At 70.9% G+C, this 24251-nt stretch carries 18 protein-coding genes and 1 other RNA gene; 16 read left to right on the top strand and 3 right to left on the bottom strand.

Annotation, left to right across the window (positions count from 1 at the left end; all coding sequences use genetic code 11):
- Positions 1-87: 87 nt before the first annotated feature.
- A complete protein-coding gene (locus OKJ99_RS10795; RefSeq protein WP_407700668.1) occupies positions 88-3201 on the bottom strand; it encodes an FHA domain-containing protein in 3114 nt (1037 codons plus the stop codon).
- 433 nt (positions 3202-3634) lie between these two features.
- Here OKJ99_RS10795 and OKJ99_RS10790 point away from each other — a divergent pair, with 433 nt between their 5' ends.
- The 4 genes from OKJ99_RS10790 to OKJ99_RS10775 all read left to right on the top strand — a co-directional run bounded on the left by OKJ99_RS10790 (position 3635) and on the right by OKJ99_RS10775 (position 8927).
- A complete protein-coding gene (locus OKJ99_RS10790) occupies positions 3635-5260 on the top strand; it encodes a serine/threonine-protein kinase (RefSeq protein ID WP_326015676.1) in 1626 nt (541 codons plus the stop codon).
- A gap of 112 nt (positions 5261-5372) precedes the next feature.
- Entirely contained in the window at positions 5373-6623 is a 1251-nt protein-coding gene (locus tag OKJ99_RS10785) for a serine/threonine-protein kinase (protein WP_326015675.1), read from the top strand.
- Between the two features lie 57 nt (positions 6624-6680).
- The gene (prfB, locus tag OKJ99_RS10780; protein WP_326015673.1) at positions 6681-7787 is read left to right on the top strand and encodes a peptide chain release factor 2; all 1107 of its coding nucleotides are present in this window, start codon (positions 6681-6683) and stop codon (positions 7785-7787) included.
- Positions 7788-8129: 342 nt separating this feature from the next.
- Positions 8130-8927, top strand: coding sequence for a hypothetical protein (locus OKJ99_RS10775; protein WP_326015672.1), 798 nt, complete (start codon positions 8130-8132; stop codon positions 8925-8927).
- Positions 8928-8995: 68 nt separating this feature from the next.
- Here OKJ99_RS10775 and OKJ99_RS10770 read toward each other — a convergent pair whose 3' ends face one another.
- The gene (locus tag OKJ99_RS10770) at positions 8996-9187 is read right to left on the bottom strand and encodes a hypothetical protein (protein WP_326015670.1); all 192 of its coding nucleotides are present in this window, start codon (positions 9185-9187) and stop codon (positions 8996-8998) included.
- A gap of 290 nt (positions 9188-9477) precedes the next feature.
- Between OKJ99_RS10770 and ftsE the strand changes: the two genes are divergently transcribed.
- The 6 genes from ftsE (at position 9478) to dacB (ending at position 15156) form a co-directional block, all read left to right on the top strand.
- Positions 9478-10167 carry a cell division ATP-binding protein FtsE gene (gene ftsE, locus OKJ99_RS10765; RefSeq protein WP_326015669.1) on the top strand — a complete coding sequence of 230 codons (690 nt, stop codon included), beginning with the start codon at positions 9478-9480 and terminating at the stop codon, positions 10165-10167.
- 51 nt (positions 10168-10218) lie between these two features.
- On the top strand, positions 10219-11136 hold the full coding sequence (ftsX, locus tag OKJ99_RS10760; protein ID WP_326015668.1) for a permease-like cell division protein FtsX: 918 nt from the start codon (positions 10219-10221) through the stop codon (positions 11134-11136).
- Between the two features lie 78 nt (positions 11137-11214).
- Positions 11215-12387, top strand: coding sequence for a S41 family peptidase (locus tag OKJ99_RS10755; RefSeq protein WP_326015667.1), 1173 nt, complete (start codon positions 11215-11217; stop codon positions 12385-12387).
- Between the two features lie 31 nt (positions 12388-12418).
- The gene (gene smpB, locus OKJ99_RS10750; RefSeq protein WP_326015666.1) at positions 12419-12964 is read left to right on the top strand and encodes an SsrA-binding protein SmpB; all 546 of its coding nucleotides are present in this window, start codon (positions 12419-12421) and stop codon (positions 12962-12964) included.
- Between the two features lie 115 nt (positions 12965-13079).
- Positions 13080-13467: a transfer-messenger RNA gene (ssrA, locus tag OKJ99_RS10745) on the top strand.
- A gap of 102 nt (positions 13468-13569) precedes the next feature.
- Entirely contained in the window at positions 13570-15156 is a 1587-nt protein-coding gene (gene dacB, locus OKJ99_RS10740) for a D-alanyl-D-alanine carboxypeptidase/D-alanyl-D-alanine endopeptidase (protein WP_326015665.1), read from the top strand.
- Between the two features lie 13 nt (positions 15157-15169).
- Here dacB and OKJ99_RS10735 read toward each other — a convergent pair whose 3' ends face one another.
- Positions 15170-16381, bottom strand: coding sequence for an MFS transporter (locus OKJ99_RS10735; protein ID WP_326015664.1), 1212 nt, complete (start codon positions 16379-16381; stop codon positions 15170-15172).
- Positions 16382-16487: 106 nt separating this feature from the next.
- On the opposite strand from OKJ99_RS10735, the gene OKJ99_RS10730 reads away from it, so the two are divergent.
- The 6 genes from OKJ99_RS10730 (at position 16488) to OKJ99_RS10705 (ending at position 24232) form a co-directional block, all read left to right on the top strand.
- Complete coding sequence (locus tag OKJ99_RS10730; protein WP_326015663.1) at positions 16488-17465, top strand: LysR family transcriptional regulator; 978 nt, start codon at positions 16488-16490, stop codon at positions 17463-17465.
- 159 nt (positions 17466-17624) lie between these two features.
- Positions 17625-18395 (top strand): hypothetical protein, encoded by a 771-nt coding sequence (locus OKJ99_RS10725; protein ID WP_326015662.1) that lies wholly within the window; start codon positions 17625-17627, stop codon positions 18393-18395.
- Positions 18396-20585 (top strand): glycosyltransferase, encoded by a 2190-nt coding sequence (locus OKJ99_RS10720; protein WP_326015661.1) that lies wholly within the window; start codon positions 18396-18398, stop codon positions 20583-20585.
- Entirely contained in the window at positions 20582-21847 is a 1266-nt protein-coding gene (locus tag OKJ99_RS10715; RefSeq protein WP_326015660.1) for an acyltransferase family protein, read from the top strand. Before OKJ99_RS10720 ends, OKJ99_RS10715 begins: the two co-directional genes overlap by 4 nt.
- A gap of 130 nt (positions 21848-21977) precedes the next feature.
- A complete protein-coding gene (locus OKJ99_RS10710) occupies positions 21978-22721 on the top strand; it encodes an MHYT domain-containing protein (RefSeq protein WP_326015659.1) in 744 nt (247 codons plus the stop codon).
- 140 nt (positions 22722-22861) lie between these two features.
- The gene (locus OKJ99_RS10705) at positions 22862-24232 is read left to right on the top strand and encodes a nitrate/nitrite transporter (RefSeq protein ID WP_326015657.1); all 1371 of its coding nucleotides are present in this window, start codon (positions 22862-22864) and stop codon (positions 24230-24232) included.
- Positions 24233-24251 lie beyond the last annotated feature (19 nt).

The raw sequence follows: 24251 nt of genomic DNA, 5'->3' as shown, positions 1-24251 counted from the left end.
AGTACCTGTGGGGTCTCGTGACGCGCCGCCTGGAGATCTCGGAGCAGGAGATCTCGCGGAAGATTGATGTATGGGGCTTGAGGAGGCCTACAGGAGCGAGGGGACCTCGGTGGCTGACACGGAGCGGGCCGCGCGCTCCAGGGCGCTGGCCAGGAGGGCCAGGTCCGTCGGCCCGTTGCCCAGTTCGCGGACCGGGCGGCGGTCCGGAGGGTCGCCCATGCGGGCCCACTCCAGCGCCACCACGGTCGGCCGCTGCGTCGCGGTCCGGGGGATGCGCCCGGTCACCCGCCCCGCCTGCACCTCCACGTCACGCCCGTCCGCTCCGTGCAGCACCCCGCGCCCCGGCGCCGGGTCCTCGCTCCCGGTCCCCGGCGGGTCGAGCACGACCAGCGGCCGGGCAGCCCACCCCCCGGCCCCGCCGGAGGCGAACGCCGCGACGAGGTGCACCCCGAGCCGCTCCCCGTCCCGCACCACGGCTTCGAGCGCCCGTACGACCGACCCGGCGGCCGGCCGCCCCGGCGAACCGAGCGGCGGCGAGAGCAGCGCGTCCAGGTCGTCCACGACCACCACGAGCCGCGGCAGCGGAGGCCCGGCCTCCGCCCGCTCCCGCGTGGCCCCGGGACGGAGCCGCATCGTCGAACTCGGCGGCACGTCCACATCCCCGGCGCTCTCGGAGGACGGCGCGCCGCGCTGGGACACGACCCGCCCCGACACGCCCCCCTGCGCGTGCCACTCCGAGAAGTGCGTACGCCCTATGAGCTCGGCCCGCCGCTTCAGCTCGGTGCTCAGCGCCTGGGCGAACTCCCGCATCCGTACGGGGTCGTTGGCCGCCAGATGCGTCGTGACGTGCGGCAGGTCCGTGCAGACCCGCAGCCCCTCCGCGCGCTCCCCGCCAGACGTCCCGTCGACCAGCACCATCCCGAGCCGGTCGGGACGCTCCGCCGCGGCGAGCGACGCGGCGACCGAACGCAGCAGCTCCGTACGGCCGCTGCCCGCGGGCCCCTCGACCAGCAGATGCGGCCCTTCGGCGGCCAGGTCCACGGTCAACGGGCCGCGCGGACCGGCCCCGAGCACCGCCCACACCCGCCCGCCGAGCGAGTCCGGATCGTCCCCGGCCGCCGCCCAACGCGCCATGAGGGACGCCGGGGTGGCACGGGCGAGCCCCAACTCGTCCAGAAGGCGGGAGGTTTGCGGCAGCGGCGCCGACACGCGCGAGCCCGGCCGGTCGCCGGAACCGCCCACCGCGTCCGTGCGCAACGGGGCGAGCGCCCGCGCGAACCGCTCCGCCCAGGCGAGCGACACCGCGTCGGCCGTGCCGACCGTGCCGTGCCCGACGAGCTGCCCCTGCGCCGCCCGGTGCAACCGCAGCGTCGTCGCCACATCTCCGCTGAGCAGCGCCACCGCCCCGCACGCGCGGAACGCCGGGCTCTGCGCGCAGGCCTCCTCGTAGCTCTGTGTGGCCGGTGAGGCGGGCGAGGCGGCGGGCGCCTCGGCCAGACATACGACGTGGATCCCGGCCGCTGCCCCTTCGGCGGCGAGCCGCACCGTGGCCTCCCGCAGCGAGGCGCTTCCGGGGTCGCCGTCGATCACGACGACCGTGGCGGCGACGGGCTCGTCCGGCGCCTGCGCCGAGGGCCTGAGCCCCGCCGCGTGGTCGTCGAGGCGGCGCAGCAGTTCGTTCGTCCGGGCCGCGGCCTGCTCCCGGTCGTACGCGAGCAGCAGCCGGCAGTCCTGGCCGTGGGCGGGCCGCACCTGGGGCAGCCAGCCGAGCCAGGACCAGTCGGCGACCCGCTCCTCCAGGGAGCGCGCCCGGTCGGTCGCGATCAGTACGAGTTCCAGGCTCTCCGGCGCGTGCAACGTCGTGAGCTGGGCGACGGCGCAGCGCGCCAGACCCGCGAGCCGCGCGCGCGGCCCCGCGAGCCCCAGGGCTCCGGCTTCGGCGAGGCCCACGGTGACCGGCACCGCGGGCAGCAGTCCCACCCCGCCGGGGCCCGGCCGGTCCACGCTGCCGAGCCGCACCGCGAGCGCCTCCGCGTGGCCGGGGCCGCGCTCCCACAGTCGCGGCCCGGGACCGAGCGCGGTGAGCAGCAGCGCGGCGGCGTCGGGCCAGGTCTCGGCGGCTCCGGCGACGGACCGGGGCTCCTCCTCGCGCGCGGGTGCCTCAGCGCGCGTGGCGGGGTCGGCGACGGGTTCGGAACGCTGTGGGGTGCGCAGCACGTGCGGCTCGTGGATCTCGTGCTGCTGGTCCTCCATGTCGAAGCCGTCGCGCTCGTCGCGTTTGCCGCGCCGCAGCAGCCGGGAGAGCCCGCCCCGCTTGCGTGGGGCGGGCGGCAGCGAGGTGCCGCGCGCGGGCGTGCCCACGCGCGCGCCGTCCGCCTCTTCGGCCGACTCCGGCTCGGGCACGAGTGGCCACGAGCCCTCATGAGCGGCGTCACTGGCCGCGCCCCAGGCGGAGTCCCCGTACGCGTGCCGGGTCTCCTGGTCGGGGTCCGTGGCAGGGGTCTGCGCGGGCGCTTCCACCGGCTTCTCGGCGAACAGCACCCGTACGTGTCCCTCCCCGTCCGGCGCCGTCCGCAGCGGCCTGGGGCGGGCGGCGTCGCCCGCGACGGAGACCCGCAGCGCCGATTCGCCGAGGCGCACCAGCGAACCGGGGGACAGGCGGACGGGGCGGGAACCGAGGGGGCGGCCGTCCACCGACGTCCCGTTCGTCGACTGCAGGTCCTCCACGGAGATCCGGCCGTCGGCGCCGAGCGTCACCGCGCAGTGCAGTCGGGACACGTCCGGGTCGTCGAGGGAGACGTCCGCGTCGGCGGAGCGGCCGACGCGGATCTGCCCGCCGTGCAGCAGGTGGACGCCGCCCGCGTCGGGACCCGCCACCACATGGAGCTGGGCCGCCGCGTCGTCCGGCTCGGGGCCCGGGTCGACGGGGGCGCCGAGCGCGATCACCGCGCCGTCGATCAGCGGGGGCTCGCCTATGACGCAGCGCTGTGCGTCGAGCCGCTGCGTGCCCGCGTACAAGGTCGTGGAACCCGCGTCGCCGCCGGCGACGGCCGTGGCCAGGCCGGAGGTGACCGCGGCGAGTGCCGTGCCGACGGGAGCCGTGAGCAGCACGTCGACACCGCGCGCAAGTGCGTCGTCACCACGTGCGAGCATGTCGGGGCGCGTGCCCAGGGGGTCTACGACGGTAAGCCGGATCTGCATCGCCGCCTGCGGTCCCTTCTGCGCGGGCGCCCGGAAACAGAGGGGCTGCCCCGCGGTCCCCCACCGCAGATTCCCCCCACCGCCACGGGCACGTCAGCCAGTGCTGGAGGCATCCTTGCACTTGCCGCTGACAACACGCCCGCCAGCCACCCGTAAGTGATCTTGATTGGTCGGCTCTGCCCGTAAAAGTGCCTGCTCGTTGCCTGCTTGAGATCGGTCACGTCGTCCCTCGGCAACCAACGGCCCCAGCCGTGCGTCTTTCCGTCGAACACGGGTAGGTCCGGGGCCGTACACGAGTGGAGCGATTCGGCGCGGGACCGAGCCGAAAGCCACAGAAGATCGACAGTCGGTACCGGAGGATCCGCCACTAGAGTGGGTCGGAACACCCGGAACCAGGTGACCCAAGCAAGTACCGATGCAGGGAGCGCATGACGTGCGGCCGGTAGGCAGCAAGTACCTGCTCGAGGAGCCGCTCGGACGCGGCGCCACGGGCACCGTCTGGCGAGCCCGCCAGCGCGAGACGGCGGGCGCGGAGGCGGCCGTCGCCGGACAGCCCGGCGAGACCGTCGCGATCAAGGTCCTCAAGGAAGAGCTCGCCAACGACGCGGACGTGGTGATGCGCTTCCTCAGGGAGCGCTCCGTCCTGCTGCGGCTCACCCACCCGAACATCGTGCGCACCCGCGACCTGGTCGTCGAGGGGGAGCTGCTCGCCCTCGTGATGGACCTCGTCGAGGGCCCGGACCTGCACCGCTACCTGCGCGAGAACGGCCCGTTCTCGCCGGTCGGCGCCGCGCTCATGACGGCCCAGATCGCCGACGCGCTCGCCGCGTCGCACGCGGACGGGGTCGTGCACCGCGACCTCAAGCCGGCCAACGTCCTACTGAAGCAGGACGGCGGTGAGTTGTACCCGATGCTCACCGACTTCGGCATCGCCCGCCTCGCCGACTCCCCGGGCCTGACCCGTACCCACGAGTTCGTCGGCACGCCCGCCTACGTGGCGCCCGAGTCCGCCGAGGGCCGCCCGCAGACCAGCGCCGTCGACATCTACGGCGCGGGCATCCTGCTGTACGAGCTGGTCACGGGCCGGCCGCCGTTCTCCGGCGGCTCGGCGCTCGAAGTCCTGCACCAGCACCTCAGCGCCGAGCCGCGCCGTCCCTCGACGGTCCCGGACCCGCTGTGGACGGTCATCGAGCGCTGCCTGCGCAAGAACCCGGACGAACGGCCCAGCGCGGAGAACCTCGCGCGCGGCCTGCGCACCGTCGCCGAGGGCATCGGCGTGCACGCGAACAGCGCGCAGATCGCCGCGGCCGAGGGCGTCGGCGCGCTCCTGATGCCGGACCCCGCTCCGGCCCAGGTCCCGGGCACCCCCGGCACCTCGGACGCGGACCCGACGCAGGTGCTGCCGAACAACGCGGCGGCCGCGGGCTTCGCGGGGGCGGCGGGAGCGGCGGCCGGCGCCGCGGCGGCGTCCGGGTACGACCCGAACGCGGCCACCAGCATCATGCAGCAGCAGGGCGGCGACCAGAACGCCGACGCGGCTGATCCGACGGCCGTGCTGCCGCCGATGCCGCAGGGCCCGCCGCAGCAGATGCCCGACGCCTGGGGCGACCAACTGCGCGCGGCCCGCGACCGCAACGAGCAGACGCAGGTCCAGTACCTCGACCCGAACGAGGACCCGCTGCGCCGCCGCCCGCAGCGCCAGGTCGCGCACCCGCAGCAACAACAGCAACAGCCGCAGCAGTACGCGCCGCGGCAGCAGCAGCAGCAGCAACAGCCCCAGCACTACCCGCCGCAGCAGCCGCCGCCCCGCCAGGCCCCGCGCCCGGCACCGGAGCCGCGCCGCCGCAGCCCCAACCGGATGAGGATCCCGGGCCTCGGCTGCCTCAAGGGCTGCCTGTTCATGATCGTGATGCTCTTCGTGGTGAGCTGGCTGGTCTGGGAGTTCACCCCGCTCCAGGACTGGATCGGCACGGGCAAGGGCTACTGGGACCAGCTCTCCGACTGGTTCTCCACGGTGTCCGGCTGGATCGGTGATCTGGGGAGCAAGACCGGCAACTAGCGGGTGACGTTGGAGATTTGTCGACACCCAGCGGGTGAATTCCCCCTCTGATGCGCAGGTTGGCGTCCGAGCCGCGTAGCTTGGGCGCCAACACGCGTCTGTAGGAGCAGCCTTGGCACGGAAGATCGGCAGCCGGTACACCGCACACCAGATCCTGGGGCGCGGCAGTGCGGGCACGGTGTGGCTGGGTGAGGGACCCGAGGGTCCGGTCGCCATCAAACTGCTGCGCGAGGACCTCGCCGCGGACCAGGAACTGGTCGGCCGCTTCGTCCAGGAGCGCACCGCCCTGCTGAGCCTCGACCACGCGCGCGTGGTGGGCGTGCGCGACCTGGTGGTCGACGGCAACGACCTCGCGCTCGTCATGGACCTCGTACGCGGTACGGACCTGCGCACGCGGCTCGACCGCGAGCGCCGGATGCCGCCCGATGCCGCGGTCGCCGTCGTCGCGGACATCGCCGAGGGCCTCGCCGCCGCGCACGCCGCGGGGATCGTGCACCGCGACGTCAAGCCGGAGAACGTCCTCCTGGACATGCAGGGCGAGCTCGGCCCCGGCGGCTCCCACCCCGCGCTGCTCACCGACTTCGGCATCGCCAAGCTGATCGACACCCCGCGCCGCACTCGCGCGACGAAGATCATTGGAACGCCCGACTACCTCGCCCCCGAGGTCATCGAGGGCCTGCCCGCGCGCGCGGCCGTCGACATCTACGCGCTCGCGACGGTCCTGTACGAACTCCTCGCCGGATTCACGCCGTTCGGGGGCGGCCACCCCGGGGCCATCCTGCGCCGGCACGTCACGGAGACGGTGGTCCCGCTCCCCGGCATCCCCGACGAGCTGTGGCAGCTGCTCATCCAGTGCCTCGCCAAGGCCCCGGCCTCCCGCCTGCGGGCCTCCGAGCTGGCCGCGCGCCTGCGCGAACTGGAACCGATGCTCACGGGCCTGCCCCCGCTCGACGTGGACGAGCCGGAGACGGAGCAGGCCCCCGACGAACCGGAGGCGCGGGCCGATACGCCGGAGGACCCCCCGGAGCGGCCCCGCCGCGGCGCCGTCTCCCTGATCCCCGGCTCCGCGCCCAAGGACTCCAACCGCGACACCCATACGTCGATGAGGGTCCCGGCACCGGACGAACTGGCCGGCGGCGCCCGCGGCACGGCCCGCGCGCCCCGCGCCCACGGCTCGCCCCGGCCCGGCTCGGCCCGCAACCGGCACTCCGCGCGCCGCAGACGGATCACGTTCTCGGTGGCCGGGCTCGTCCTGGTGGCCGCGGTCGGCGGCGGCGTCTGGGCGGCTGCGTCCTCAGGGGACTCCGGCTCCAACGAGGCGCCCCCCGCGGACAGCAACAATTCCGCGCCCGCGCAGCCCTAGACCGGGCACCGGGGACGGTCGGGGCGGATCACTTGCACCAGCCGTTAGGCTGGTCCTGTGGCAGTCGTCGATGTATCCGAAGAGCTGAAGTCCCTCTCCTCGACCATGGAGTCGATCGAGGCCGTCCTGGACCTCGACAAGCTGAGGGCAGATATCGCCGTGCTCGAGGAGCAGGCGGCCGCGCCGTCCCTGTGGGACGACCCGGAGGCGGCGCAGAAGATCACCAGCAAGCTGAGCCACCTCCAGGCGGAGGTCCGCAAGGCCGAGGCGCTGCGCAATCGTCTCGACGACCTCAGTGTGCTGTTCGAGATGGCCGAGGAAGAGGACGACCCGGACACCCGTGCCGAGGCCGAGTCCGAACTCAAGGGCGTGAGGAAGGCGCTGGACGAGATGGAGGTCCGCACCCTCCTGTCCGGTGAGTACGACTCCCGCGAGGCACTGGTCAACATCCGTGCGGAGGCCGGCGGCGTCGACGCCGCGGACTTCGCCGAGCAGCTGCAGCGCATGTACCTGCGCTGGGCCGAGCGCCACGGCTACAAGACCGACGTCTACGAGACCTCGTACGCGGAAGAGGCCGGCATCAAGTCGACCACCTTCGCCGTCCAGGTCCCGTACGCCTACGGGACGCTCTCCGTCGAGCAGGGCACGCACCGCCTGGTGCGCATCTCGCCGTTCGACAACCAGGGCCGCCGCCAGACGTCCTTCGCGGGCGTCGAGGTGCTCCCTGTCGTCGAGCAGACCGACCACGTCGAGATCGACGAGTCGGACCTGCGCATCGACGTCTACCGCTCCTCGGGCCCCGGCGGCCAGGGCGTGAACACGACGGACTCCGCGGTCCGCCTGACGCACCTCCCCACCGGCATCGTGGTCTCCTGCCAGAACGAGCGCTCGCAGATCCAGAACAAGGCCACGGCCATGAACGTGCTGCAGGCCAAGCTCCTCGAGCGCCAGCGCCAGGAGGAGCGCGCCAAGATGGACGCCCTCAAGGGCGACGGCGGCAGCTCCTGGGGCAACCAGATGCGTTCGTACGTCCTGCACCCCTACCAGATGGTCAAGGACCTGCGTACCGAGTTCGAGGTCGGCAACCCGCAGGCCGTTCTCGATGGCGAGATCGACGGCTTCATCGAGGCCGGAATTCGCTGGCGCAAGCAGCAGGAGAAGTAACTCCGGGATTCAACGAACAAGAGGGCAACTGCCGTTCGATGAGCGGTAGTTGCCTTTCGTTTTGCCCCGTACCCGATTCAAATGTGCCGCACTTGTGAAGACTGGCCTGGCATTTACGTCACAGTCACATGTTCGTAAGGCGGTCAACTCCCCACAAGTGTGGACATAGCGTGCGCAACGCCCTTGACGTTGATCCTAAAAGTGGAAAGGGTTGTGCGCGGCATGCGTATTAGTGGGACGCGTGTGAACGGGGGAGGGGTGAACGAGGCCTCTGCTGCCTCCGGTTGAACGCGGTCCCTGGCGCTGCTCCACTGACGATTGGCTACTGGGGGTAGCAGACAGATGACCAAGAAGACGCGGATCCGCGTTGCGCGCATAGCGGCCGGTGCGGTGATTGCGGCCGGCGCCTCGCTGACCGCCGCGGGTGCGGCATCCGCCGCCACCGTCGACGAGAAGAGCGGCGAGACCTGCGGCCCGCTCGGCCTTATTTGCTGGCCCACCAAGGCTGAGGACGAGGACCCGCCCGAGGACGAGGACCCGGGCAGCGGCATTGCCGGTGTCACCGAGGGCAACACCAACGGTGGCGTCGCCGGTGTGACCGAGGGCAACACCAACGGTGGCGTCGCCGGTATCACCGAGGGCAACGGCAATGGCGGCGGCACCGGTGGCGACGACTCCACCGGTGGCTCCTCCACCGGCGGCGACGACTCCACCGGCGGCAACGGCAACTCGGGTGGCAACGGCAATGGTGGCGGCACCGGCGGCGACGACTCCACCGGTGGCTCCTCCACCGGCGGTTCGTCCTCCACCGGTGGCTCCTCGACCGGTGGCGACGACTCCACGGGTGGCGGCTCCAGCACCGGTGGCTCGTCCACCGGCGGTGGCGACAACACCAACCCCGACGGCAACAACAGCCCCGTCGAGCAGGGCCAGGGCAAGGACAGCCTGCAGGACACCGGTTCCGCTCCCACCGAGCAGACCGGCGCCTCCGACACCGCCAAGCCGAGCGGCGAGCTCGCCGAGACCGGTTCCTCCGGCACCACGTTCCTGGTGATCGGTGCGGCCACGATGATCGCGGGCGGTGTCGGCTTCCGACTCCTGCCGCGCCTCGCGAACAACCGCGGCGGCGCCGCCGCGTAGCACTACGCACACGCAAAGGGCCCGGAGCCGATCGGCTCCGGGCCCTTTCGCATGTCTGTGTGCGGCGGCTACACCGTCTGATGCGCGAGGAGCGCCATCGCCGCCACGAGCACCGCTACCAGGGCGACCAGCGCCATGGGGCTGAGCGCGGCCAACGGGTTCTGCTGCTGAAGCCGCTCGCGATTCGCCCGGCACACCGGGCAGCGGCCCTCGCTCACGGGGGACGCGCAGTTCGCGCACACCAATCGGTCGTAGGTCATGCGCTTCTCCTCCTCCCGCGCGGCGGAGCTTGCCACCGGGCACCCCTGGGTTCTCTCCGCTCAACGCTCCGGGAAACGCAACCGTTCCCCCTACCACTGTGCCAGCTTCCCGGAATTTCGGCGCGTCCCCCTGGAAGTACCGCCCCTGACCAGGTACGGGGCGGACAATTCCGGCGCCGAACGCGGCAACACAGCGGGACAAAACGCTCAACGAGGGACGGCGCCTGCGCTCCGTGCGCCGCTTCGCGTATGGTCACGCACACCTACCTCCGGCTACCCGTGGTGCACCCGTGATCAGATTCGACAACGTCTCCAAGGTCTATCCCAAGCAGACCCGGCCCGCCCTCAGGGATGTCTCCCTCGAGGTCGAGCGTGGTGAGTTCGTCTTCCTGGTCGGCTCGTCCGGCTCCGGCAAGTCGACGTTCCTGCGCCTCGTGCTGCGCGAGGAGCGGGCGAGCCACGGCCAGGTGCACGTCCTGGGCAAGGACCTCGCACGCGTATCCAACTGGAAGGTCCCGCAGATCCGCCGCCAGCTCGGCACGGTCTTCCAGGACTTCCGGCTCCTGCCCAACAAGACGGTCGGTGAGAACGTCGCCTTCGCCCAGGAGGTCATCGGCAAGTCCCGCGGTGAGATCCGCAAGTCCGTGCCGCAGGTCCTCGACCTCGTCGGCCTCGGCGGCAAGGACGACCGCATGCCCGGCGAGCTCTCCGGCGGTGAGCAGCAGCGCGTGGCCATCGCGCGAGCCTTCGTCAACCGGCCCAAGCTGCTGATCGCGGACGAGCCGACCGGCAACCTCGACCCGCAGACCTCGGTCGGCATCATGAAGCTGCTCGACCGGATCAACCGGACGGGCACCACCGTGATCATGGCCACCCACGACCAGAACATCGTGGACCAGATGCGCAAGCGCGTCATCGAGCTGGAGCACGGCCGCCTCGTGCGCGACCAGTCGCGCGGCGTGTACGGCTACCAGCACTGAGAACCGCGAGAAGTACCGAGAAAGAAAGCTGCGAAAGGCGTTAGTGACGCTATGCGTGCCCAATTCGTTCTGTCGGAGATCGGCGTAGGACTCCGCCGTAACCTCACGATGACCTTCGCCGTGATCATCTCGGTTGCCCTCTCGCTCGCCCTGTTCGGCGGCTCGCTGCTCATGAGCGACCAGGTCAACCAGATGAAGGGCTACTGGTACGACAAGGTCAACGTCTCGATCTTCCTGTGCAACAAGGGGGACGCCGACTCCGACCCGAACTGTGCCAAGGGCCCGGTCACGACCGAGCAGAAGAACGAGATCCAGCGGGACCTCAAGAAGCTGCCCGTCGTCGACTCCGTGGCGCACGAGTCGCAGGACCAGGCGTACAAGCACTACAAGGAGCAGTTCGGCGACTCCCCGCTGGCCAGCTCCCTCACGCCGGACCAGCTCCAGGAGTCGTACCGGATCAAGCTGAACAACCCGGAGAAGTACGAGGTCATCGCGACCGCGTTCAACGGGCGGCCCGGCGTGCAGTCCGTGCAGGACCAGAAGGGCGTGCTCGACAACCTCTTCCGGCTGCTCGGCTACCTGAACTACGCGGCGGGCGCGGTGATGGTGGTGATGCTCGTGGTCGCGCTGCTGTTGATCGTGAACACCGTCCGGGTGTCCGCGTTCAGCCGCCGTCGCGAGACCGGGATCATGCGGCTCGTCGGCGCGTCCGGCTTCTACATCCAGGCGCCGTTCATCATGGAGGCCGCGGTCGCCGGGCTCATCGGCGGCGGCATCGCCTGTGTGTTCCTCGCGGCCGGCCAGTACTTCGTGATCGACAACGGAGTGGCCCTCTCCGACAAGTTGCAGCTCATCAACTTCATCGGCTGGGACTCGGTGTTGACGAAGCTGCCGCTGATCCTCGCCGTGAGTGTGCTGATGCCGGCGCTTGCCGCGTTCGTCGCGTTGCGCAAGTACCTGAAGGTGTGACGAGAGTCCTTCGCGCCACGGGGCGTCGTGCGGGTCAACGGCCCGTACGGCGCCCTTCATTGTCCTAGACTCACCGACATGTCAGGTCCGGAGTTGTACTCCAGGCCCCGCCGCATCGGCCGCGGGGCGACCCTGACATTGATCTTCGTGACGGTCCTCGCGGCGGGCGCCGCGACCGGCTCCTGGCCGGGTGAGCACCAAAAACCCAAGGAGAGCGCGGACGGTTCGCTCGTCGCCGCGCACGAGAAGCCGCTCGCGGGACCGACCGATCCGAGCGACGCGGCGGCCGAGGCGATGGCCGACGGGAAATCGCCCGCAAAGGCAGCCCAGGACGCCGTCAGCCGCAGCGGCGACCGCTGGGGCTCCGTCTACTCGCCCGGCGAGTACGAGGAGTTCGAGCAGTCCCTCGACGGCGAGTACACCGGCATCGGCCTGCGGGCCCGCCGCACCGCCGACGGGTGGGTGCAGGTCTCCAAGGTCCGGCGGGGATCGCCCGCGCAGCAGGCCGGCATCCGCGAGGGCGACCGGATCGCGGCGGTCGACGGCGAGCCCGTCACCGGCCACCCCGTCACCGAGGTCCTCGGACTCCTGCGGGGCAAGCACGCGGGCACCCCCGTCCACGTCGGCCTGCAGCGCGGCACGCGCGCGTGGAGCGAGACCCTGCGCCGCGCCAACCTGTCGACCGACTCCGTCGCCTCCACGCAGCTGCCCGACGGCGCGACGCTCGTGAAGGTGAGCGCCTTCACGAAGGGCGTCGGCGACCAGGTGCGCACGGCGGTCGGCGCGGCACCCCCGCGCGCGGGCGTCGTGCTCGACCTGCGGGGCAACTCAGGAGGCCTGGTCGCGGAGGCGGTCAGGGCGTCCTCCGCCTTCCTCGACGGCGGGCTCGTGGCGACGTACGACGTGCGCGGGGCGCAGCGGGCCCTGCACGCACAGCGGGGGGCCGACACGTCCAGACCGGTGGTCGTGCTCGTCGACAGCGGGACGATGAGCGCGGCCGAGCTGCTCACCGGCGCCCTTCAGGACCGCGGCCGCGCGGTCGTCGTGGGCTCCAGGACCTTCGGCAAGGGTTCGGTCCAGATGCCGAGCCGGCTGCCCGACGGCTCCGTGGCGGAGCTCACCGTCGGGCACTACCGCACCCCTTCGGGCCGCGCGGTCGACGGCCGTGGCATCACCCCCGATCTGGAGACCGAGGCGGACACCCTGCGACGGGCGGAGACAGTATTGACTGGCCTCGGGGCCCCCTCGTAGTGCGAAAATGGCCAGCACTATGGCCAAGGCAATGTATGTACCGAAGGAGTCCCAGCCCAAGCAGGGCAAGGGGGCGTCGTCCGAGAAGAAGGACGGCAAGCGCAAGATCGTCGCGCAGAACAAGAAGGCGCGCCACGACTACCTGATCATGGACACCTACGAGGCCGGCATCGTGCTGACCGGCACGGAGGTCAAGTCGCTGCGGCAGGGCCGCACCTCGCTGACCGACGCCTTCGTCCAGATCGACGGGGGCGAGGCGTGGCTGCACAACGCCCACATCCCCGAGTACAACCAGGGCACCTGGACGAACCACGCGGTGCGCCGCAAGCGCAAGCTGCTGCTGCACCGCGAGGAGATCGACAAGCTGGAGTCGAAGTCCGAGGAGACCGGTCACACGATCGTGACCCTGGCGATCTACTTCAAGGACGGCCGGGCGAAGGCCGAGATCGCGCTCGCCAAGGGCAAGAAGGAGTACGACAAGCGGCAGACGCTGCGCGAGAAGCAGGACCGGCGTGACTCGGACCGGGCGATCGCGTCGGCGAAGCGGCGGCAGCGCAACAACGAGCGGATGGGGTGACGCCCGTCAAGCCGTCAGGAATACGCTGGCATCGTCGGGCGTTGGTCACGTACGATGGCAGTGTTCCTCACCGCAGGGACACGGACCGCAAGGTCCACCTTTGAAAAAACAACATGGGGATGATCGGTTTCGACAGCGGATGTCGAAGCAGGGGAAGCGTGTCGAGGAAGCGGCAATGATCTCGTTAACCATATGTCGCAACCAATAATCGCCAATTCTAAGAGCGATTCCCAGTCCTTCGCCCTCGCTGCCTAATAAGCAGTGAGTGAGGGACCCTAAAGGGTGTCAGCCCGGGAGTGTTCCCGGCCCGGATCCTGGCATAATCTAGGGGACTAAACTTTTCCGTCCGGCCACGGGGCGGAAAAGGAAATCAAACAGTGGCTGGGCCCGTCGGCGACTTGTTCGCGTGATCACCGGGGCCGAGAAAATCGAAGCGAACTGCACACGGAGAAGCCCTGCTGCTGCACCGTTGGACGCGGGTTCGATTCCCGCCATCTCCACCACCGCATCCCATGCGATTCAGGCCCGGCTGTTCACACAGCCGGGCCTTTGTCGTGTGTGGGCGGTCTTGGCGGGGCCCTGCGCTTCCGGGATGCTCCTGTGGCATGAGGAGACGTAAGGGATCGAGATGGGCCCTGCCCGCCGTAGTCATCTTCGTTGCCGCCACGCTGAGTTGGGGTGGTGGCCCCGCCGGTGCCGATTCCGCCCCCAGTGGGTTGCCGGAGGCGATCGACACGATTCTCGGGGACGCGCGGATGGAGGGCGGCGCCGCGAGTGTCGTCGTGGCCGACGCGAAGACCGGGGAGACCCTGTACCAGCACAATCCGACCGGGCGGCTGATGCCCGCCTCCAACACGAAGCTCGCCACCTCCGCCGCGGCCATGGGGACCCTCGGCCCCGACTACCGGTTCGGCACGGACGTGCTCGCCGGCGGGCGGGTGCGGGGCGGGACGCTCGACGGGGACCTGTATCTGCGCGGCACCGGGGACCCGACCACTCTCGCCGCCGATTACGACAAGCTCGCCGCCGGCGTCGCCGCGGCCGGTGTGAAGCGGGTGAGCGGGCGGCTCGTCGCCGACGACACCCGGTTCGACGACCACCGGATCGGCGACACCTGGGGCGGCGACGACGAGTCCTCGTACTACGCCGCCCAGATCAGCGCGCTGAGCGTCGCGCCCGACACCGACTACGACACCGGGACCGTCATCGTCGAGGTGAAGCCCGGCGCGAAGGCCGGGGACAAGCCCGCCGTCAGCGTCACCCCGAAGAACGACTATGTGCACCTCGACGTGCAGGCATCCACCGTCGGGGCCGGGGGAGACGACACCGTCGCCGTCGAGCGGCGGCACGGGACCAACACCATCACCGTGAGCGGCACCGCCCCGGTGGGCGGGGACACCACCAAGGAGTGGGTGACCGTCTGGGAGCCGACCGGGTACGCGGCCGCTGTGTTCCGGGACGCGCTCGCCGCGCACGGGGTGAAGGTCGGCGGTTCCACCAAGCTGGGGCAGGCCACGCCCAAGGGCGCGAAGCGGCTCGCCGCGCACGACTCCATGCCCCTGAAGGACCTGCTGATCCCCTTCATGAAGCTCTCCAACAACATGCACGCCGAGTCGCTCACCAAGGCCATGGGGTACAAGGCGACAGGGAAGCCCGGGAGTTGGGGTGACGGCGTCGACGCCGTCGCCGACTATCTGAAGGGCGCCGGGGTCGACGCCACCAAGGTGCGGCAGGTCGACGGGTCGGGTCTGTCGAGGAAGGACAACTTCGCCGCCCGGCAGCTCGCCGACCTCCTCCTCTCCGTACAGGACGAGTCCTGGTACGCCGACTGGTACAGGTCGCTGCCCGTGGCCTGTGACCCGGACCGGTTCGTCGGCGGGACGCTGCGGAGCCGGATGTGCGACACGCCCGCCGCTCTCAACGCCCGTGGCAAGACAGGGTCGTTGACCGGCGCGTCGGCGCTCTCGGGCTACGTGAAGGACGCCGACGGCCGGCTGCTCGTCTACAGCGTCGTCCAGAACAACTACCTGGTCGACTCCGTGAAGCCGCTGGAGGACGCCGTCGTCGTGACCCTCGCGAAGTCGACCTCGAAGGAGGCGACGGCCGTCGCTCCGAAGTCCACGCGCTCCATTCCGGCCGCCGAGCGGGACGGCGGCCTGGAGTGCTCGTGGCGCAAGCCGGCCACGTGCTGACCTCGCTGACCTCCTAGCGGGCGGACCGTACGTAGGCGTACAGCGCCAGCAGCAGGGCGCATGCCGCCGCCGTGACCGGCACCGTGTACGCCGCGGTGGGGCCCCAGTGCTCCACCGCGGCGCCGCCCGTCGCGGAGCCGCAGGCGATGCCGGTGAGGATGCCGGTCACGGCGAGCGTCATGCCCTCGTTCAACTGGCCCTCGGGCGTGCGCTGTTGGACCAGGGTCATGCCCGTCACCATCGTCGGCGCCGTGGCCATGCCCGCGACCAGGAGCGCGCCCCCGAGGACGTACAGGGAGCCCGTGAGCCAGGCGGCGAGCAGCGGCAGCGTCATCAGGGCCGCCATCGCCGCCACGCAGAGCGGATGGCGGCGGGCCGCCGGGCCCGCCGGCCGCCACGCCCCGTAGATCAGTCCCGCCGCGCAGGAGCCCGCCGCCTGGAGCGCCAGGATGCCGCCCGCCCACACCTTGTGGCCCTGCGCGTCGGCGAAGGCGACCGTGACCACCTCCAGGGAGCCGAAGATCGCGCCCGTGGCGAGGAAGGCGAGCAGCAGGGGTGGCATGCCACGCGCGCGTAGCGGCGTTTTCGTCGCCTTCGTACGTGCGTGGGGCGGCGGTTCCGTCGCGCGTTGCGCGGCGAAGATCAGCACGCCGGTCACCATGAGCACGGCACTGACCAGGGTGCCCGCCTCAGGGAACAGTGAGCCGCACAGGAAGGCGGCCACTACGGGGCCGAGCATGTAGCAGAGCTCGTCCGCCGCCTGCTCGAAGGAGTTCGCCGTGTGCAGGGCGTCCGGGGTCTCCTTCAGCAGGTGCGCCCAGCGGGCCCGGGACATGCCGCCCGTGTTGGGGGTCGTCGCGGACGCCAAGTAGGCGGCGAACAGCGTCCAGTTGGGCGCCCCGAAGTGCACGCACAGGAGCAGGGCGAGCGAGCCGCAGGCCGATATGACGGTGGCCGGCACCGCGACCCGCGCCTGCCCGTGGCGGTCCACGAGGCGCGCCGTCCACGGGCCGACGAGCGCGTTGGCGACAAGACCTGTGGCGGTGACGGCGCCCGCGAGCGCGTACGAGCCGCGTGAGCCGGAGATCATGATCACCGCGCTGATGCTGAACATCCCTTGCGGGAAGCGGGCGATGAGGTTGCCGAGGGTGAAGGCGCGGGCGCCGGGGAGGGCGAACAGCCGGGTGTAGGACGTGGCGGTGGACTCGACGGACTCGGTGGTCATGCCAAGAGCGTCGCCGCAGGTCACGTGCGCGGTCCAACACTTACTCGGTGCCGATTCACGCGCCCGCGTTGTTAATTTTCACGCGCCTGCGTTGTACGTTCGCCCGATGCCTCCCGCGAACGTCGAACCCCGCCTGCTGCGCGCCTTCCTCGCCGTCGCCGACGAGCTGCACTTCACCCGCGCGGCCGCCCGACTGTACGTCGCCCAGCAGGCGCTCAGCCGTGACATCCGGCGCCTGGAGCGGGAGTTGGGCGTCGACCTCTTCGGCCGCACCACCCGGCAGGTGACGCTCACCACGGACGGGGCCCGGCTGCTGCCGCACGCGCGGCGCGTGATCGCGGCGCAGGACGAGCTGCTCACGGCCTTCACCCGGCCCGCCGCCGCCGACCGGCCGCTGCTCGTCGACGTCAACAGCCCGGGTCTCGCGCATGAGCGGGTGCTCGCGCGGGCCCGTGAACTCGCCCCTGACCACGAGCTGATGGCCCGCTACGAGAGCGGTCTGACCGGCGCCGCGGCGGAACTCCTCGCGGGGCGGCTCGACGTGTCCTTCGGCCGGTTCGCCGGACTCGACCCCGCCGTACGCGCGCGGCTGTCCCAACAGCCCGTGCGCTACGAGCCGATGGCGATCATGCTGCCGGAGGACCATCCGCTGGTGGCGCTCGACGCCGTGCCCCTGGACCGGCTCGCCGGTGAGTCGGTCTACGCGGGCGCCGGCAACCCCCGCACGCCCGAATGGACCGATCTCGCCCGGCAGTTGTTCGAGGGCCGGGGCATCCGCGTCGCGCCGCCCGCGCCGCTCGCCGTCGGCAAGGAGGAGTTCCGCCGGATCATGGACAAGTACGGGAACCCGGTCCTCACCGGGATCGATTTTCCGGCCATGCCGGGGTCGGTGCTGCGCCCGCTCGTCGACCCGGTGCCGCTGTCGCCCGTGTCACTCGTGTGGCGAAAGGGTCGTAAGCACCCCGGTATCGAGGCGCTTCGGGCCGCGGCGGCCGCACTCGCGGCGGAGAGCGGGTGGCTGGAACGGCCCGCGGAGGCATGGATTCCAGCCACAGATGTGCAGATTATGTTGAGTCGTGAATGAGGTGTGTGCGTGGGTGTCACTGGTGTGCGCTACATTCTGGACTCGGGTGCGATGTGATAGTGGGGGCGCTCGGATCGGGTGGGGGCCCGGTTCGGTCTGCGAAGGCCCGCGACATCGCCCGCGCACCCATGAATGTGTCCTTGGGGGGATGTGCGTACGGTGGAGAACTCTCGAGAGAACGGCCCGGCGGGGCCGACCCATGACCCGCACGAGGTGACGGTCCAACTCGACTTCACAGGTCGGCAGTTGGGCGGCCCGGTCGGCGCGAGACCGGGTGCGCCCACGCCTCTCGGCGCGGAGCCGGCGGGCGTGGACGACAAGGAACTCCCCGTCTTCGTCGACGACTCGGGGCGGCGCGGCCGCAACTTCCGCCGGTTCGGCGTGGCCGCGGGCCTGGCCATCGCGGTCTACGCGGTCGTCATCGTGGTCACCGTCTTCTCCGGGAACTCCGACGCGCCGTGGCTGCCCATGCCCGCCGAGGGCAAGGGTGCGGACAAGGTGGGCACCGAACCGTCCGAGCCCACCCCGTCCCTCTCGACGTCCGGGTCGCCGGGCGCCACCCCGCGGCCCAGCGCCTCCGGCGGCGCCGTTTCGAGCGCTCCCGCGGCGCCCGGCGCGAGCGCGTCGTCGTCGGCCGGGGCCGGCACGTCGGGGCAGCCGTCGACGGGGACCTCGCCGTCCAGCAGGCCCACGGGCGGCGGGACGTCGCCGACCGTGAAGCCCACGAAGCCGGACGACAGCGGCGATCCGACGACGGAACCGTCCGGCGGCGGCTCCGCCGACCCGTCGACGGACCCCGGCGACCAGCCGAGCGGCCCGGCGGACGGATCCGGGGCCGATGGTACGGACGCCCTCGCCGGCGGCCTCGTACACCTGCTCGTAGCGCCCCTCGTCCAGCCTGTCCCGCTCCTGGAAAGCAGCGTCCTGTAGATGTCCGACCGCTCACATCGCGCACCAGCCGCGGCCCGCAGGCGCCGCCTTCCGCTGCGCTACCTGCTGCCCTCGCTGCTGCTCGTCGCCGTGATCGCGATGCTGATGCTGCGCGGCTACGTCCACAGCGAGATCCTCGCCGACCACCGCATCCGCCCCGAGGCGGCCACCGACAAGGTGCCGGAGAAGATCCTCGACGGCGGACCCGTCATCGACACCAGGGGCGGCCGGGAGACCAGCCGTTCCATAGGTGAGCACCAACTGGTGCTCACCTTCGACGACGGCCCCGACCCGGAGTGGACCCCGAAGGTCCTCGACGTCCTCAAGAAGCACGACGCGCACGCCGTCTTCTTCGTCACCGGCACCATGGCCTCCCGCCATCCCGACCTGGTGCGCCGCATGGTCGACGAGGGGCACGAGGTCGGCCTGCACACCTTCAACCACCCCGACCTCTCCTACCAGTCGAAGAAGCGAATCGACTGGGAGCTGTCGCAGAACCAACTGGCCCTCGAAGGCGCGGCCGGCGTGCGCACGTCCCTGTTCCGGCCGCCGTACTCCTCGTTCGCCGACGCCATGGACGACGCGTCGTGGCCGGTGACCAAGTACATCGGCTCGCGCGGCTACATCACGGTCGTCAACAACACGGACAGCGAGGACTGGAAGCGCCCCGGCGTCGACGAGATCATCCGCCGTGCCACGCCCAAGGGCGGCAAGGGCGCGATCGTCCTGATGCACGACTCCGGTGGCAACCGCTCGCAGACCGTCGCCGCGCTCGACCGCTTCCTGCCCGAACTCCAGGGCAGTGGCTACAAGTTCGCGAACCTGACCGAAGCCCTCGGGATGCCCGGCGCGCACACGCCCGTCAGCGGCCTGGAGCTGTGGAAGGGCAAGGCGTGGGTCTACGCGGTGGAGGCCTCGGACAACATCACGGGCGTCCTCGTCGTCGGCCTCGCCGTCATCGGCGTCCTCGTCATGTCCCGCTTCGGCCTGATGCTGGTCCTGTCCGGGGTGCACGCGCGCAGGGTGCGCCGCAAGGGCTTCGCGTGGGGGCGGCCGATCACGGAGCCGGTCTCCGTCCTCGTGCCGGCCTTCAACGAGGCCAAGTGCATTGAGAACACGGTCCGTTCGCTGATGCTGAGCGAGCATCCCATCGAGGTCGTCGTGATCGACGACGGTTCGACGGACGGCACCGCGCGCATCGTGGAGAACATGCGGCTGCCCGGCGTCCGCGTCGTCCGGCAGCACAACGCGGGCAAGCCCGCGGCCCTCAACAGAGGCCTGGCGAACGCCCGGTTCGACCTCGTCGTGATGATGGACGGCGACACGGTCTTCGAGCCGGCCACCGTGCGCGAACTGGTCCAGCCGTTCGGCGACCCGAGCGTCGGCGCCGTCGCGGGCAACGCGAAGGTGGGCAACCGGGACTCGCTGATCGGCGCGTGGCAGCACATCGAGTACGTGATGGGCTTCAACCTCGACCGCCGCATGTACGACATCCTGCGCTGCATGCCGACGATCCCCGGCGCGGTCGGTGCCTTCCGCCGCAGCGCCCTGGAGCGCGTCGGCGGCATGAGCGACGACACGCTCGCCGAGGACACCGACGTCACGATGGCGCTGCACCGCGACGGCTGGCGCGTCGTCTACGCCGAGAAGGCACGCGCCTGGACCGAGGCCCCGGAGACCGTCCAGCAGCTGTGGTCGCAGCGCTACCGATGGTCGTACGGCACGATGCAGGCCATCTGGAAGCACCGCAGAGCCCTCGTCGACAAGGGGCCCTCGGGCCGCTTCGGCCGGGTCGGTCTCCCGCTGGTCTCGCTCTTCATGGTGCTGGCCCCGCTCCTGGCCCCGCTGATCGACATCTTCCTCATCTACGGGCTCGTGTTCGGCCCGACGGAGAAGACGGTCGGCGCCTGGTTCGGCGTGCTCGCGCTCCAGGCGGTCTGCGCGGCGTACGCCTTCCGGCTCGACAAGGAACGCATGACGCACCTCATATCCCTCCCGCTCCAGCAACTCCTGTACCGGCAGCTGATGTACGTCGTGCTGCTCCAGTCCTGGATCACCGCGCTCACCGGTGGCCGGCTGCGCTGGCAGAAGCTGCGCCGCACCGGCGTGGTGGGCGTGGGCCTCGGCGGCCGGGTGCCGCACCAGCGGTCGACCTCCGTCTCCGGTGACGAGCGGAGGCCGGTGGCATGACGTACCCGACGTACGAAGGCAACGCCGACCCCACGCGCGCGCTGCCCACCCAGGCGCTGCCCACCCAGTCGACGCCCGCCCGGTCGACATCCACGGAGCCCGCCGCCGCGCCCAAGAAGCCCGGCAGGGACCGCTACCTCGACCTGCTGCGGTCCATCGCGCTCGTCCGGGTCATCGCCTACCACCTGTTCGGCTGGGTCTGGCTCTCGGTCGTATTCCCCTCCATGGGCGTGATGTTCGCGCTCGCCGGATCGCTGATGGCGCGCTCCCTGAGCAGGCCCGCGCTGAGCGTCGTCCGAGGGCGGCTGCGGCGGCTGCTTCCGCCGATGTGGGTGTTCAGCGCGCTGGTGCTGCCGCTGCTGTTCGTGGGCGGCTGGAACCCGGGCAAGGACCCCGACACCGGTGGCGGCGCCTGGGGCTGGCTCGGCGTCGTCAACTACGTGATCCCGTTCGGCGCCCCCGCCTACCCGTGGGAGATCGCCAACCCGCCCGGCTTCCTGGAGACCACGTGGGCCGAGCAGGGCATCGGACCGCTCTGGTACCTGCGCGCCTACCTGTGGTTCGTGCTCGCGTCCCCGCTGCTGCTCAAGGCGTTCCGCAAGCTCCCGTGGGCGACGCTGTGCGCCCCGCTCGCCCTCACGGCCGTGATCGGCACGGGCCTGGTGGAGATCCCCGGCCGCACCGGCGAGGCCGTCACCGACTTCGCCGTGTACGGCAGTTGCTGGGTCCTCGGCTTCGCGCACCAGGAGGGCGTACTGCAGAAGGTGCCGCGCTACGCCGCGGTGTCCTGCGCGGCGCTGCTCATGGGGTTCGGCCTGTGGTGGGCCTCGGGCCATCTCTCCGAAGAGGGCTGGGATCTGAACGAGATCCCGTTGGCGCAGGCGGCCTGGTCCCTCGGGTTCGTCGTCATCCTGCTCCAGTACGCCCCGTCCTGGCAGCAGTTGCCGGGCCGGCTCGCCCGCTGGGACCGCCTGGTGACGCTGGCCAACAACAGGGCCGTCACGATCTATCTGTGGCACAACCTGCTCATCATGGCGACGTTCCCGCTGATCGACCTGCTCTACCAACTGCCCTTCATGGACGACCGGTTGAGCTCCGCGCTGGACACGACGTACATGCTCTGGTCGTTCGTCCTCATCTGGCCGCTCATCGGCCTGGCGATCGTCGCCACCGGCTGGGTCGAGGACCTCGCCGCGAAGCGCAGACCGCGCCTGTGGCCGGACGGGTCGCGGAAGGGTCGGAAGAAGGCGCGGCACGGCTGAGGGGCCGCCGGGTCACGATGTGGTGGAGGTGTGGATTTTTGGCGCCCAAGCGATGGAGGGGCTCGGTAGCGTAGTTCCGGGGCGCTCGCGACGGACGAGCGCCGACGGGGCGACCAGGTGAAGGTGTGACGTGCAGGCGACGGTGGACGGGTTCGGCTATGGGGCGGTGACCCCGGTGGCAGCGTTCTTAGTGGCCAGCCTGGGAGGGGGAATCGGGCTGCGCTGCACCGTGCGGGCGCGGCAGCTCGACACGGGGCGCCCCAAGTGGCTGGCGTACAGCGCGCTTTCGCTGGGCGTCGGCATCTGGTCCATGCACTTCATCGCGATGATGGGCTTCCAGGTCCACGGCGCGCACATCGACTACGACGCCCGGCTCACCTTCCTCAGCCTCGCCGTCGCGATTCTCGTGGTCGGCGTGGGGGTCTTCGCCGCCGGTTACGGCGCGCAGCGCACGCCGATCCTGCTCGGCGCGGGTCTCTTCATGGGGCTCGGCGTCGCGGCCATGCACTACCTGGGCATGGCCGCCATGCAGTTCGCCGGGTCCCTTCACTACAGCGCGCCCGTCGTGGCCGCCTCGGTGGGCGTGGCCGTGGTGGCGGCCACCGCCGCCCTGTGGCTGATCATGAACGTACGCGGGTTCCTCGTCAGCCTCGGCGCCAGCCTGCTCATGGGTGTGGCCGTCTGCGCCATGCACTACCTGGGCATGGAAGCGCTCACCGTCGAGCTGATGGCGCCGTCCAGCAGCACGGGTTCCGCGGTGTTCACGGTCCTGGTCCCGTATCTCATCGGCCCGTTCCTCACGCTGTTCTTCGCCGGTACCGTGCTGCTCTTCGACCCGCAGACGCTTGAGGGCGACCCGGCGGCGCGCTCCTGAAGCTCCGCCATAGCCTCACCATCTGCGCACCGGCCGGGTGAGAGCAACGTTCCCCGACGGTCACTCCACGCCACAGTCCGGAAATTTGGCCTCCCTACCTTCGGTCACATCAGCTGCGAACCGTGACCTGGAGGCGTGAGATGCCTGGCCCCAAGGAACAGCCCCGGAGCCGGAACTGGATCGAGCGGTGGGATCCCGAGGACGAAGTGTTCTGGGAGGAGACGGGGGCGAGGACCGCCCGGCGCAACCTCGCCTTCTCCGTCCTGTCCGAGCACATCGGGTTCTCCATCTGGACCCTGTGGTCGGTGATGGTCCTGTTCATGGGGCCCGAGTACGGGATCGACCCGGCGGGGAAGTTCTTCCTCGTGTCGATGGCGACGCTGGTGGGGGCCTTCGCGCGGGTGCCCTACACGTTCGCCGTCGCGGTCTTCGGCGGCCGCAACTGGACGATCGTCTCGGCGAGCATGCTGCTCGTGCCGTCCATCGCCGCGTTCGCGGTGATGGAGCCGGGCACCTCGTACACCACCTTCATGTGGTGCGCGGCGCTCACCGGCGTCGGCGGCGGCAACTTCGCCTCCTCCATGACCAACATCAACTCCTTCTTCCCGCTGCGGAAGAAGGGCTGGGCGCTCGGCCTGAACGCGGGCGGCGGCAACATCGGCGTCCCCGTCATCCAGCTCGTCGCGCTCGCCGTGATCGGCGCGAGCGGCGGCCCGCGCGTGCTGCTCGGGATCTACATTCCGCTGATCGTCGTCGCGACCGTCTGCTCCGCGCTGTTCATGGACAACCTGGCGACCGTGAAGAACGACACCGGCGCCGCGAAGGACGCAGTACGCGACGCCCACACCTGGATCATGTCGTTCCTCTACATCGGTACGTTCGGGTCCTTCATCGGCTACTCCTTCGCCTTCGGCCTCGTCCTCCAGACCCAGTTCGGCCGTACGCCGCTCCAGGCGGCCGGCGTCACCTTCATCGGCCCGCTGCTCGGCTCGCTCATCCGGCCCGTCGGCGGCAAGCTCGCCGACAAGTACGGCGGCGCGCGCATCACGCTGTGGAACTTCGTCGGCATGGCCCTCGCCACCGCCGTCGTGATCCTGGCCTCGGTCGAGAAGTCGCTCACCCTGTTCACCGTCGCCTTCATCGCCCTGTTCGTGCTGAGCGGGCTCGGCAACGGGTCGACGTACAAGATGATCCCCGGCATCTTCCAAACGAAGGCGCAGGCCAAGGGGCTCACGGGCGAGGCGGCGGCGGCGTACGGGCGGCGGCTCTCCGGCGCGTCCATGGGGCTGATCGGCGCCGTCGGCGCGCTCGGCGGGCTCGGCATCAACCTGGCGTTCCGGCAGTCCTTCCAGACGGCGGGCACCGGCACCGGGGCCTTCGTCGCCTTCCTCGCCTTCTACGCCGTGTGCTTCGCGGTGACCTGGGCCGTATACCTTCGCCGCCCGGCGCCGCGCACCGTCGCGAGCTCAACGGCGGAGGCAAAGCCGCAGCTCAGCTACGCGGAGGTGTGACAATTGGCCCCGTAACACG

Origin of the sequence: Streptomyces endophyticus (genome assembly GCF_035798155.1) — a bacterium.
Lineage (GTDB): Bacteria > Actinomycetota > Actinomycetes > Streptomycetales > Streptomycetaceae > Streptomyces > Streptomyces endophyticus.
This window is presented reverse-complemented; position numbering and strand designations above follow the sequence as displayed.

What these genes read in the sequence shown, in the direction of transcription:
- OKJ99_RS10795 (WP_407700668.1), bottom strand. Translation starts at nt 3,201, where the DNA reads ATGCAGATCCGGCTTACCGTCGTAGACCCCCTGGGCACGCGCCCCGAC.
- OKJ99_RS10775 (WP_326015672.1), top strand. Translation starts at nt 8,130, where the DNA reads ATGACCAAGAAGACGCGGATCCGCGTTGCGCGCATAGCGGCCGGTGCG.
- OKJ99_RS10770 (WP_326015670.1), bottom strand. Translation starts at nt 9,187, where the DNA reads ATGACCTACGACCGATTGGTGTGCGCGAACTGCGCGTCCCCCGTGAGC.
- ftsX (WP_326015668.1), top strand. Translation starts at nt 10,219, where the DNA reads ATGCGTGCCCAATTCGTTCTGTCGGAGATCGGCGTAGGACTCCGCCGT.
- OKJ99_RS10755 (WP_326015667.1), top strand. Translation starts at nt 11,215, where the DNA reads ATGTCAGGTCCGGAGTTGTACTCCAGGCCCCGCCGCATCGGCCGCGGG.
- smpB (WP_326015666.1), top strand. Translation starts at nt 12,419, where the DNA reads ATGTATGTACCGAAGGAGTCCCAGCCCAAGCAGGGCAAGGGGGCGTCG.
- dacB (WP_326015665.1), top strand. Translation starts at nt 13,570, where the DNA reads ATGAGGAGACGTAAGGGATCGAGATGGGCCCTGCCCGCCGTAGTCATC.
- OKJ99_RS10735 (WP_326015664.1), bottom strand. Translation starts at nt 16,381, where the DNA reads ATGACCACCGAGTCCGTCGAGTCCACCGCCACGTCCTACACCCGGCTG.
- OKJ99_RS10730 (WP_326015663.1), top strand. Translation starts at nt 16,488, where the DNA reads ATGCCTCCCGCGAACGTCGAACCCCGCCTGCTGCGCGCCTTCCTCGCC.
- OKJ99_RS10720 (WP_326015661.1), top strand. Translation starts at nt 18,396, where the DNA reads ATGTCCGACCGCTCACATCGCGCACCAGCCGCGGCCCGCAGGCGCCGC.
- OKJ99_RS10715 (WP_326015660.1), top strand. Translation starts at nt 20,582, where the DNA reads ATGACGTACCCGACGTACGAAGGCAACGCCGACCCCACGCGCGCGCTG.
- OKJ99_RS10705 (WP_326015657.1), top strand. Translation starts at nt 22,862, where the DNA reads ATGCCTGGCCCCAAGGAACAGCCCCGGAGCCGGAACTGGATCGAGCGG.